Origin of the sequence: Pseudomonas sp. NBRC 111133, assembly GCF_001320605.1 — a bacterium.
Classification (GTDB): domain Bacteria; phylum Pseudomonadota; class Gammaproteobacteria; order Pseudomonadales; family Pseudomonadaceae; genus Aquipseudomonas; species Aquipseudomonas monteilii.
Genome location: NZ_BCBJ01000001.1, coordinates 262,072 through 273,937 on the forward strand (window position 1 = coordinate 262,072; position 11,866 = coordinate 273,937).

Annotated in this window: 9 protein-coding genes; all 9 read right to left on the bottom strand. The window is 64.9% G+C overall.

All coding sequences use genetic code 11. The features are described from left to right. Positions 1 to 21: 21 nt before the first annotated feature. Entirely contained in the window at positions 22 to 1,434 is a 1,413-nt protein-coding gene (locus tag APH36_RS01185) for an aminotransferase (protein WP_060497120.1), read from the bottom strand. Positions 1,435 to 1,468: 34 nt separating this feature from the next. After that, entirely contained in the window at positions 1,469 to 2,572 is a 1,104-nt protein-coding gene (locus APH36_RS01190) for a polyamine ABC transporter substrate-binding protein (protein ID WP_060497121.1), read from the bottom strand. A gap of 192 nt (positions 2,573 to 2,764) precedes the next feature. Beyond that, positions 2,765 to 3,466, bottom strand: a complete 702-nt coding sequence (locus APH36_RS01195; protein ID WP_060497122.1) for an NAD(P)H-dependent oxidoreductase — start codon at positions 3,464 to 3,466, stop codon at positions 2,765 to 2,767. Positions 3,467 to 3,509: 43 nt separating this feature from the next. Beyond that, the gene (locus tag APH36_RS01200; protein WP_060497123.1) at positions 3,510 to 4,688 is read right to left on the bottom strand and encodes a pyridoxal phosphate-dependent aminotransferase; all 1,179 of its coding nucleotides are present in this window, start codon (positions 4,686 to 4,688) and stop codon (positions 3,510 to 3,512) included. 24 nt (positions 4,689 to 4,712) lie between these two features. Further along, entirely contained in the window at positions 4,713 to 5,942 is a 1,230-nt protein-coding gene (gene alr, locus APH36_RS01205; protein WP_060497124.1) for an alanine racemase, read from the bottom strand. Between the two features lie 34 nt (positions 5,943 to 5,976). Then, positions 5,977 to 7,584, bottom strand: coding sequence for a 5-guanidino-2-oxopentanoate decarboxylase (locus APH36_RS01210; RefSeq protein ID WP_060497125.1), 1,608 nt, complete (start codon positions 7,582 to 7,584; stop codon positions 5,977 to 5,979). Between the two features lie 10 nt (positions 7,585 to 7,594). Further along, positions 7,595 to 9,694, bottom strand: a complete 2,100-nt coding sequence (locus APH36_RS01215; protein ID WP_060497126.1) for an acetate--CoA ligase family protein — start codon at positions 9,692 to 9,694, stop codon at positions 7,595 to 7,597. 18 nt (positions 9,695 to 9,712) lie between these two features. Next, on the bottom strand, positions 9,713 to 10,873 hold the full coding sequence (locus APH36_RS01220; protein ID WP_060497127.1) for an acyl-CoA dehydrogenase family protein: 1,161 nt from the start codon (positions 10,871 to 10,873) through the stop codon (positions 9,713 to 9,715). Between the two features lie 32 nt (positions 10,874 to 10,905). Continuing rightward, positions 10,906 to 11,700, bottom strand: coding sequence for an enoyl-CoA hydratase/isomerase family protein (locus APH36_RS01225; protein WP_060497128.1), 795 nt, complete (start codon positions 11,698 to 11,700; stop codon positions 10,906 to 10,908). Between the last annotated feature and the right edge of the window lie 166 nt (positions 11,701 to 11,866).

The window sequence follows — 11,866 nt, forward strand, 5'->3', positions numbered from 1 at the left end:
GCACAGCCCTTTGCGCCAGGCTCATCGGCCCCGGTACAGGCCAAGCGCGGTGAGCTCGCGCGCGGTTTCGATGATGCACTGGCGCAGGGTCTCGACGATTTCATCCACCTGCGCATGGGTGATGATCAACGGCGGCGACATCACGTTCAGGTGCATGATCGGGCGTACCAGCAGCCCCTTGGCCTGGGCCTTGCTGTGGATACGTTCACCAATGTTAACCTCATCCGGGAACAGCGCCTTGCTGGCCTTGTCGGCCACGAACTCGACGCAGGCCATCAGCTTCATGCAACGCACATCGCCCACCAGCGGCAACTCGCGCAGGCTTTGCAGGCGTTGTTCCAGATAGCTGCCAACGTCCTTGACGTGATCCAGCAACTGCTCGCGCTCGATGATCTCGATGTTCTTCAGCGCCGCCGTGCAGCACACCGGGTGACCGCTGTAGGTGAAACCATGGGTGAAGCAACGGCCCTTGCCCGGCTCGGCGATAACCTGCCAGATGCGCTCGGAGAAAATGCACGCGCCCAGCGGCAGGTAGGCCGAGGTCAGGCCCTTGGCGGTGGTGATGAGGTCGGGGGTAACGCCAAACAGTTCCTCGCTGGCGAAGAAGGTGCCCAGGCGCCCGAACGAGGTCACCACCTCGTCGGCGACGAACAGGATGTCGTAGGTCTGGCACAGCTGCCACATGCGTTCGAAATAGCCTTTGGGTGGAATGATCACCCCGCCCGAGCCCATGATCGGCTCGGCGAAGAACGCTGCCACGTTGTCAGCGCCCAACGACAGGACCTTGTCCTCGAACTCGGCCACCAGGAAGTCGAGGAACTCGGCCTCGTCCATGTCGTCCGGCGCGCGGTACGGGTTGGGGTTGGAGACGTGGTGGATCAGGTCATGGTGATAATCGAACTCCGGCACCCGGTCGGCGGCCTTGTTGCCGATCGACATGGTCAGGGTGGTGGAGCCGTGGTAGGCGTTGTAGCGGGCAATGATGTGCTTCTTATGTGGCTTGCCGCGGCAGTTCTGGTAGTACTGGATCAGCCGGTAAGCGGTGTCGACAGCGGTCGAGCCGCCGGTGGTGAGGAACACATGGTTCAGGTCGCCAGGGGCCAGCTGCGCCAGTTTCTGGCACAGCTCGATGGCCACATCGTTGGCCATGTCGGAGAACGGGTTGGAATAGGCCAGTTGGCGAACCTGGTCGGCGATGGCCAAGGCCATTTCCTCACGGCCCAGGCCGATGTTGGTGCACCACATGCCGCCAACGGCATCGAGGAAGCGGTTGCCGTGGGTGTCGCGAATGTACGCGCCCTCGCCGGCGACGATGTTCAGTGCGCCTTGCTCGCGGTGCTCGTCGAACACATGGTAGCCGTGCATGTAGTGGGCCTTGTCGGCTTCCACCAGCGGGTCGTGGGCGATGGCGAATGCGTTGCTTGGGGTGGCCATGGGCAGCTCCTTGGCGGGAATCGTTGGGCAGTATTCAGAAACCGGTCTTGACCGTGCTCCAGACCCGGGTAATGGCGCGCATGTCCTTGGGGCTCTGGGTTTTCTGCGCGAACAGGCGTTCGCGGGTGGATGAATCTGGGTAGATCGCCGGGTCCTGGCGGATGTCGTCACGCACCAGCGCAGTGGCGGCGGCGTTGCTGTTGGCGTAGTGGATGTAGTCGGTGACCTTGGCCATGGTCTGCGGCTGCAGCAAAAACTCGATGAAGCGGTGGGCGTTGGCCGTGTGCGGCGCATCCTTGGGGATGTACAGGTTGTCGAACCAGATCAACGAGCCTTCCTGGGGGATGAAGAACGACAGCTTGATGTCCTTCTTCGCCTCCACCGCCCGGGCCTGGGCGGTGGCGTAGTCGCCGGACCAGGTCAGTGCCAGGCAGACATCGCCGTTGGGCAGGCTGGTGAGGTAGTTGACCGAGTCGAACTTGCGAATGTAGGGGCGGATGCTCAGCAGCAGTTGTTCGGCGGCCTTGAGGTCGGCCGCAGATGCGCTGCGCGGGTCCTTGCCCAGGTATTGCAGGGCGAGCGGGATGACCTCGGTGGGCGCGTCCATCAGGGTGACGCCACAGTCGGCGAAGCGCGAGACGATCTTGGGGTCGAACAGCATGGCCAGCGAGCCGATGGGGGCGTCGGGCATGCGTGCGGTGATCTTGTCGACGTTGTAGGTGACCCCCGAGCTGCCCCAGGTGTAGGGCGCCGAGTACTTCAGGCCAGGGTCATAGCCTTGCAGGTTGTTGACGACTTGCTGGTCGAGGTTGTGCCAGCTGGGCAGCTGCTGCTTGTCCAGCGCCTGGAACACGCCGGCACTGATCAGCGGGGGTACCAGGGAGGCGTTGAGCATGACCAGGTCGTAGCCGGAACGGCCGGTGAGCAGTTTGGTCTGCACCGTTTCGTAGCCATCGAAGGTGTCGTAGATGACCTTGATGCCGGTGGCCTTCTCGAAGTCGGCCAAGGTGGTTTCGCCGATGTAGTCGGTCCAGTTGTACAACCGCAACGTGTTGCCGCTGTCTACCGCTGCCGCCTGGGCGAGGCTGGCGCCAGACACCAGCAGCAGACCACCCATCACCTTCAGTACCTTGCGCATGGCAACTCCATCGTGTGAATGCTCCGGTTCGAGCCGTTGGGTTCACTATCGGGGGATTTGCCGAGGGGGAACATACCCCGAATGTGTGGGTGGTCGTTTTTGGCATACGGCATTGCCAGGTTTGCGCAATGTCGTATGCCGATAACAGGTTGGGGCCGCGTTGCGGCCCCAAGGGTTGGTACAGGAGAAAGATCAGGTCAGCGGGTACAGCGCCTCATCGAACTGCGCCAACCGCGGGAACACCAGCGGCTGATCATCCGAGAGCTGCTCCAGCCGCTGTCGGTACTGCTGCAAGAAGCCCTGGCGCGCCTCATCGCTGATGTACGGCACATGCCAGGCCACGAACGGGGGCAACACCTCGAACCCCACGTAGGCCAGGGTACCCCGCAGAATCGGCCGCAACATGTCTTCCAGCGGCCCATGAATCGCCCCTTCGCCAAACATGTGCTCGCGCCCGCCGAGGGTCACGGTCACCAGCGCCTTCTTGCCCGCCAAACCGCCCTGGTCGTAGAAGCGCTTGCCGCCATAGCACACCCCTGACACCAGCACCCGGTCGATCCAGCCCTTGAGCATGGCCGGCGCCGAGAACCAGAAGATCGGGAAGTTAAGCACCAGCAGGTCAGCCCACAGCAGCTTGTCCAGCTCCTGCTGGATGTCCTCGGCAATGGCACCGCGCTTGACCCCCTGGCGTTGCTCCAGGGCATACACCAGATAGTCCGGGTTCTCACGATGGGTAAAGTCTTCGGCACTGGCCACCGGGTTCCAGCCCATGGCGTACAAGTCGCTGACTTGCACCTGGCGGCCCTGGGCACGGAAGGTTTCCACGGCCTGGTCGCGCAGTGCGGCGGTAAACGATTGTGGCTCGGGGTGAGCGTGGACGATCAGTACATTCACTTGTGTTCTCCTTGCACAAAACAGGATGTTTGGCCGCCGTCGCTTAGCCTTGCATCAACTCGCCGGCACAGCGTGCGATGCGCTGGCAGGCATCGACCAACGCCTCGTTGCCCAGCACCAGCCCCAGGCGAATATGCCCGGCGGCGCTGGGGCCAAAGGCTTCGCCGGCCAGTACCGACACGCCCTGGCTGTCCAGCAGGCGGTCGGCGAAGGCCTGGGCACTGAGGCCGGTTTCGCGGATATCAACCATCACGAACATGCCACCATCGGGCTTCAACGCCTTGAGGCCCGGGCAGCCAGCCAGTTGCTCGCACACCAGGTCTCGGCGCTGGCGATAGGCCTCGCGCATGGCGTCCAGTTCTGGTAGCTGCTGCTCCAGGGCCACCACCGCAGCGTCCTGAATGAAGTCAGGCAAACCGTACAGCATGCACAGGGCGAGGTTTTCCAAGTGCGTGGCGAGTTCCTCCGAACCGACCACCCAGCCCATCCGCCAGCCGGTCATGGCATGCGATTTCGACAGGCTGTTGAGGGTGGCGGTACGTTCAGCCATGCCCGGCAGGCTGGCTGGACTCACATGTTCACCCTCGTACAGCAGCTCGCTGTATACCTCGTCGGAAATCAGCCACAGGTCATGGGCGATGCACAATTCGGCGAGTGCTTCCCAGGTCGCACGGGGCAGGCTTGCACCCGAGGGGTTGTGCGGGCTGTTCAGGGCCAGCGCGCGGGTGCGCGGCGTGATGCGCTCGGCCACGTCTCGCGGGCAGACGCGAAAACCGTTCTCCGGCTTGACCGGCACCGGTATCACCTTGGCACCACAAGCACCGAACACGGCCTCGTACGTGACATACATGGGCTCGGCAACGATCACCTCGTCGCCCGGGTCCAGCACGCACTGGGCCACGCAGTACAGCGCGCACTGGGCACCCGCCAACACGGTCACTTGGTCTGCGCTGACCGCCTGGCCGCTACGCTGCCGGTGGCGGTTGGCGATGGCCTGGCGCAGGGCCAGCTTGCCGCGCACATCGGCGTAATGGGTGTGGCCCGCTCGCAGGCTGTCGATGGCCGCCTGGACAATCGGCGCAGGGGTGTCGAAGTCCGGGTCACCCACCGACAGCAACAGGATGTCCTTGCCCTCGGCCTGCAGCGCCAGGGCGCGGTAGTGAATGTCCCAGGCCGCAGCCCCGTCGCCGGCGATGCGTTGGGTGAGCGTGGCGTAGCGCATGGCAATCTCCCTTCAATGGCGGGTTCAGTCGACGAGGATCTTCGGGTTGGAACTGCCCCACACGGTGTACAGGTCGGCGAGCAACGCGCCGTTGATGTCTTCCATTTCGGCCTGGGTGATCTCGCCCCCGGCCTGCTTGCCGAACAGCACCACTTCGTTGCCCCCTTTCACATCCGGGAAGTCGGTGACATCGACCATCAGCGTGTTCATCGACACCTTGCCCACCACCGGTACGCGGTGGCCATTGATCAGCACATGGCCCTTGTTGGTAAACGCCCGACGGTAACCGTCGGAGTAACCAACGGTGATGTTGGCCAGCCGCGAATCACGGGCCAGGGTGTAAGTGCGGTCATAGCCGACGGTGTTGCCGGCCGGGTAGCTGTGCACGGCGGCCACACGCGACTTGAACTGCATGGCACGCTGGTACTCGGTGTGGCTCGGTACCGTGTCACCGAACAGCGCGCCACCGGTGCGCACCATGTCCAGGCGTGCCTCCGGCACCTCCAGCGTAGCGAACGAGTTGGCGGCGTGCAGGGTGAGCTTGCTGCGGTCGAGCTTGGCGTGCTTGATCAGCCAGTCAGTCTGCTCGTTGAACGCTGCCAGGCCCTTGCGCACATCGTCCTTGTCTTCCACCGCAAAGTGGGTCATCAGCGCGACCAGCTTGAGGTGTTTCTGGTCAGTGATCTGCAGCGCTTCGCCACGGCCGGACCAGGTGCTCATCTCCACCCCGTTGCGGCTCATGCCGCTGGAGTTGAGCGCCAGGTGGATGCGCAACGGCTTGCCATGGCGCTCGGCGATGGCGTCGAGCTGGCGGGCGAATTCGGCACTGCCCACCAGTTCTTCCATGTCGTACTGCAAGGCGTCCTCCACTTCGCTGAGGCTGGCCAGGCGTACCCGCACCAGTTGCCCGGTGAAGCCACTGGCGCGGACCACGCGGGCTTCCTCGTTGCTCGCCACCGCCACGCAGGGCACGCCCTGGGCAATGATCGACGGCATCACCAGGCCGACACCGTGGCCATAGGCATCGGCCTTGAGCACGGCACACAGCTTGGACTTGCCGGCCAGTTCGGCCTGCAAGGTGCGGATGTTGTGTTGCAGGGCGCTGGCGCTGATTTCGACCCAGGCGTTGCTGTTTTGCACGGTCAAGGCGGTGGTGCCGTTGTCCATCGACAGCGGCGGCGCGGCGTACAGCGGAGCCTGGCCAGTGATCAGCAGGGCCAGGGAAGCGGCCAGAAGGGTACGGCGAAATGGCATGGTGGTTTCTCTTGTTATGGGTGTTGTGCGCGGTTTAGCGCACACAGGTGTGTTTGAGTTCGATAAAGGTCACGCCAGGTGTGGCGAAGCCAATGGCCAGGTCGGCCTGCAGCGCGTCCAGGTCTCGCGGCTGGCGCACTGCGCAACCAAAGGCGCGGGCCAGGCCGATGAAGTCCGGGTTGCGCGGCAGTACGCCGACCGGCTCGATGTCCAGGCCGAGCATGTCGTCACGGATCTGACCGAGGGCGTCATTGTTCCACAGCAGCACGACCAGCGGGCGGTCCAGTTCTTCGACCGCAGTGGCCAGTTCCTGGGCGGTGTAAAGAAAACCGCCGTCACCCACCAGCACCAGGCCTGGGCGGTGATCGGTGGCGAGCATGCCGCCGATGCCGGCCGGCACGCCGTAGCCGAGGGTGCCGTAGCCGGTGGGGTGCAGCCAGCTGCGTGGCGCCCGGCTGGCGAAAGCGTAGTTGCCGGTGTAGGCCAGCTGGGTCATGTCGCTGCTGATGAACGCATCGTCGGGCAGCACGGCGGCAATGCGGTCCAGAATGGCCTGGTGCGTGGCCTGCAATGGCGCATGCCCGTTGCGAATGGCCTGGCGCAGGTTGGCCACGGCTTCTTGGGCCTGAGCCGGTTCGCGGGCGAGCTCCGGCAGGTGGTCGAGCAAACCGCACAGGGTTTGCCGGGCATCGCCGTGCAGGGCCATGGCACAGGGGTAGAAGTCGTTGAACTTACGCGGATCGATGTCCACGCGCAGCAGTTCACCCGTGATCGGCAGGCGCTCGCGCCAGAAATCGGTGTCGGCCATTTCGGTGCCCACGGCCAGCACCACATCGGCCTCGCTGATGAGTTGCCAACCGGGCTCCACGCACAGGCTAGAGCCGGCATTGAGAGGCGCATCCGGTGGCAGCAGGCCCTTGCCGGCCACGCTGGTGAACACCGGTGCCGCCAGGCGCGTGCTCAACTGCGCCAGAGGCTCGGCAGCGTGCAGCGCCCCCCCGCCGGCGATGATCATCGGCCGCTTGGCCGCCGCCAGCTTCAGGGCCGCCCGGTCGAGGGTTTCCCGGCACGGCTGGCCACGGCCGGGGCGGCGCACCACCTCATTGCTCCAGTCGCGGCTTACCGGCGCGGCCAGCACGTCCAGTGGCACCGAAATGTGCACCGGGCGCGGCCGTTCGCTGTCGAACACGGCCCAGGCGCGGGCGATCAGCTCGGGCAGGTCTTCGCCGCGCAGGGCCACAGCGGAAAACGCGGTGATCGGCGCGGTCATGGCGCGCTGGTCCTGGGTTTCGTGCAGGCAGCCCCAACCCTTGCCCAGGCTGGCGGTGTGGTTGACGCTGGAAATCACCAGCATCGGGATGGAGTCGGCATAGGCCTGGCCGATGGCGGTGGCGGCGTTGGTCACGCCGGGGCCGGTGATGACAAAGCACACCCCAGGCTTGCCACTGACCCGCGCGTAGCCGTCGGCCATGAAACCGGCGCCCTGCTCGTGGCGCGTCAGCACATGGCGGATGCCACTGCCCGGCAGGCCACGGTACAGCTCCAGGGTATGCACGCCGGGGATGCCGAACACGGTCTGCACGCCGTAGTTGGCCAATAGCCGTACCAGCGCCTGACCGGCAGTCATGCTGTGGTTATTCATGTCGTTCTCCTTACGCCTGGCCGAGACGGATCAACGCGTCGACCGCAGTGGTGCCGCGGGCACCCACCATCAATGGGTTCACATCCAGTTCCAGCAGGTGCCCGGCGTTTTCGCAGGCGTAGTCGGCCACCGCGCGGATGGCTGCAACCAGGGCGTCGAGGTCCGCAGCCGGGCGACCACGGAAGCCTTGCAGTAGGCTGGCGCTGCGCAGATTCAGCAGTGCGGCACGGATGGCGCTGTCGGTGGTGGGCAACAACAGGCTGACACTGTCTTTGAGCAGCTCGACCAACACGCCTCCGGCACCCATCACCAGCGCCAGGGCGAAGTCGTGCTCACGCTTGATGCCAACGATCAGCTCGGCCAGCGGCGGCTCGGCCATGGGTTCGAGCAGTACCTGGTCGAATGCTACGTGCGGGGCGTAGGCGGCGATGCGCTGGCGCATCTGCACCAGTGCGGCTTCCAGCGCAGCAGCATCGCGCAGGTTCAGCGCCACCGCACCGGCTTCGGTCTTGTGTGGCAACTGCGCGCTGACGGCCTTCAGCACCAGCGGGTAACCCACGCGTGCGGCGTCTGCCACGGCACGCTCGGGCGTGCTCAGTACGCCCGCTGGCACCGGCAAGCCAAAGGCCCGCAGCGCTTGCTTGGATTGCCATTCATCCAGCAACTGGCTTTCGCCCGTGAGCGCCTGCGGGCATAACGGGACCTGTGCGGTCTCGCCCTGTTCCAGCAGCCGCTGGCGGTTGCGTTGGTAGCCGACGATGCGGCCCCAGGCCGCCAAGCCGTCCTCCACACCCTGCAAGGCAGCGATGCCATGTGAATGGAGGCGCTCACGTGCGCTGGCGGGTAGCAGCTCCGGGAAGGCCGAGGTAACGAAGCCAATCTTGCCGTGGCGTTCCAGCGCATCGCAGTACAGCCCCAGCAACAGGTCGCACTCCTTGCGTTCGCCGGTAAATGCTGCCGGGTAATCCAGCACCAGCATGGCCGCATCGGCTGCGCCGCTCATCGTGCTGTCGAGCATGCGTTGCAGGGCGGCTTCATCGCCCCAGATGGCCGTGGTGAAATCCAGCGGGTTGACCAGGTTGGCATAGGCTGGCAGCACGTCGGCCAGTGCAGTCACCTGTTCTTGTTGAAGGCTTGGCAGATTCAGCTGGTTGCGTTCGGCATAGTCGGCAATCAGGCCGGCATCGCCGCCTGAGCAGGCCAGCGCGATCAGTTCACCGCCTGCCGGCAGACGCCCGCAAGCGGCGGCCTTGAGGGTTTCGACAAAGCTGACCGGGCCACTGACACGGATCACCCCCAAGCGCTGGAACAGGCTGTCGTACAAGGCATCGGAGCCGGACAACGAGCTGGTGTGGCTGAGCGCCAGTTCAGCACCGATCTGCGACACGCCCGTTTTCAGGGCAATGATCGGCGTGCCCTTTTGCAGCGCTTTGTGAGCGGCACGCGCGAAGCCCGGCACGTTTTTCAGGCCTTCCAGATGCAGGCCGATCGCCGTTACCCGTGGGTCGTCAAGCAACACGTCCATCAACTCGGCCACACCCAGTTGCGCCTGGTTACCGACCGAGGCCATGTAGGCCACCGGCAGCGAGCGGTCGCTCATGGACAGGTTGTAGGCAAAGTTGCCGCTCTGGGTGAGAATCGCCACACCCTTTTCCACCTGTTTACCACCATGGGCCACCGGCCACAGGGCGGCCCCGTGCAGGTAGTCGAGCAGGCCGTAACAGTTGGGGCCGAGCAAAGCCATGTCGCCAGCAGCATCAAGCAGGCACTGCTGCAACTGGCGGCCCTCCTCGCCACATTCGGCAAAGCCCGAGGCATAGCAGATGGCGCCACCGGCCCCGCGTGCAGCCAACTCGGCCACACACTGCAAGGTCAGCTCGCGGTTGGTGGCGATGAACACCGCGTCCGGGGCATAGGGCAAGTCGGCCACACGCGCTACGCAAGGGATGCCCTCCAGGCTTTCGTGCTGCGGGTTGACCAGCCACAGCTCGCCGCCAAAGCCCCCTTCAGCGCAACGCTTGAGCGCCCGCGCCATGCTGCGCCCGCCCACGAAGGCCAGGTGCCGGGGCGCCAGCAGGCGCTTGAGGTTGTCACGAATCGATTGCGACATGTGCGTTCTCCAGGCCGGTCAGCGCAACAGCGGGCGCAGCAGTTCACGGGCGATGATGTGCCGCTGGATTTCCGAGGTGCCCTCCCAGATGCGCTCGATGCGCGCATTGCGCCAGATGCGCTCGACCGGCCCTTCATCCATCAGGCCCATGCCACCGAAGATCTGCACGGCTTCGTCGGCCACCTTGCCCAGCACTTCACTGGCGAACAATTTGGCCATGCCGGCCTCGCCATCGGTCATGCTGCCCTGGTCCATCTTCCAGGCAGTGTGCAGGGTGAGCATTTCCGCAGCGCGGATCTGCGTGGCCATGTCGGCCAGCTTGAACGACACACCTTGATAGCTGCCAATGGCCTGGCCGAACTGCTTGCGGTCGGCGGCCCATTGCAGCGACAGGTCGAGGGCCCGCTGGGCCTGGCCTACGCAGTTGGCGGCCACCATCACCCGGCCGGCGGTGAGCCAGGCGTTGGCCACTTCCCAGCCTTTGTCGACTTCACCCAGCACCTTGCTGGCCGGCACCCGGCAATCGTCGAAGAACAGCTCATACGTGTGATAGCCGCGGTTGCTCACGCACTTGGGGCCACGGCGGATGGTCATGCCCGGCGTACCACGGTCCACCAGGAAGGCCGTGACCGCGTTGCGCTTGCGCCCGTTGTGCTCGTAGGTGTCGGTGACGGCAAAGACAATGGCGAAGTCGGCATGGCCCGCGTGGCTGATGAAGTGCTTGCTGCCATTGATGACAAAGTCATCGCCCTGGCGCACCGCGCGGGTCTTGATGGCGTTGGCATCAGAGCCGGCCCCCGGCTCGGTGAGGGCGAAGCAATCGGTTTTCTCGCCCTGTACGCAGGGCAGCAGGTAGTCGTTGATCTGCTCATCTTTACAGGCCATGAGGATTTTCGAAGGCCGGGCAACGAACACATGCAGCGCCCAGGACACCTTGGACAGCTCGCGTTCGATCAGCGCTTGGGACAGGTAGTCCAGGCCACCGCCGCCGACTTCCTCGGGCATGTTGAAGGCGTAGAACCCGGCAGCGAGGGCTTTGCCACGGATCTGCGCGGCCAGTTCCGGGGGCACGGCATCGGCACGGTCCACCGCTTCCTCATGGGGCTGCAGCTCTTTAGCAACAAAGCTGCGTACCGCTTCCACCAACATTTCTTGTTCTTGGGTCAGTTGGAAATTCATCTGCGAAGGTCCTGGTCAGGGTCTGTATCGGGTTACTGGCCGGTGAAACGGGGGGCGCGACGTTCAACCGAGGCTTGCAGCGCCTCGGCGCCGTCCTGGCTACGGCCACACAGCACGCCGGCATGGCGCTCGGCTTCCAGCTGTTCGGGCAGGGTGCGCCGGGCGCCGTCGCGGATCAGCCGCTTGGTTTGCGCGTAGGCAAAGGTCGGGCCGTTGGCCAGGCGCCCGGCCAGTTCGGCGGCTACGGCGGGCAGTTGTTCGTCAGGGCACACTTCGCTGACCAGCCCGGCTGCCAGGGCGCGTTCGGCGCCCCACAGTTCATCGAGGAACAACAGGCGCTTGGCCTGTTCGCTGCCGATCAGCCGAGGCAGGTGCCAGCTGGCGCCGGCATCGGGGCTGTAGCCCATGCTGGTGTAACCGGCCTTGAAGCGCGCCGAGGCGGCGGCTATGCGCAGGTCGCAGCACAGGCTGAGGTCCATGCCCCCGCCCACGGCGGTGCCGTTGATGGCAGCGAGGGTGGGCTTGTCGAGGCTGTGCAAGCGCAACATCAGGGCGTGGGCGGTTTCGGTCCAGCCATAGGTTTCCAGGGTGCCTGCGGCCTCGGCGGCGGCCCACTCGGCCAGGTCGGCACCGGCGCAGAAGCTGCGGCCGCTGCCGGTCAATACCACCACGCGTACGGCCGGGTCGCCGTTGTGGCTGTCGAGCAAGGCGTGCAGCTGCTTGAGGGTGGAGATATCCAGCGCGTTGCGCTGCTCGGGGCGGTTGAGGGTGATCCAGGCAACGCCGGCTTCGACCTTGCTCAACAGAGACGACGACGGGGTGGTCATGTGGGCCTCGGTATTGTTGTGTCTATTTGAGGGGCTGACGAGGGAGATACTAAACGAGTGTTCAGCAAGGCGGGATGGGCTGTTACAACTTCGCACAACTCAGTTTTTGTTGTGCATGCCGCGACATGTTTACCGACTGTGAAATCGAGCGCCGCCCGCGCGGCGC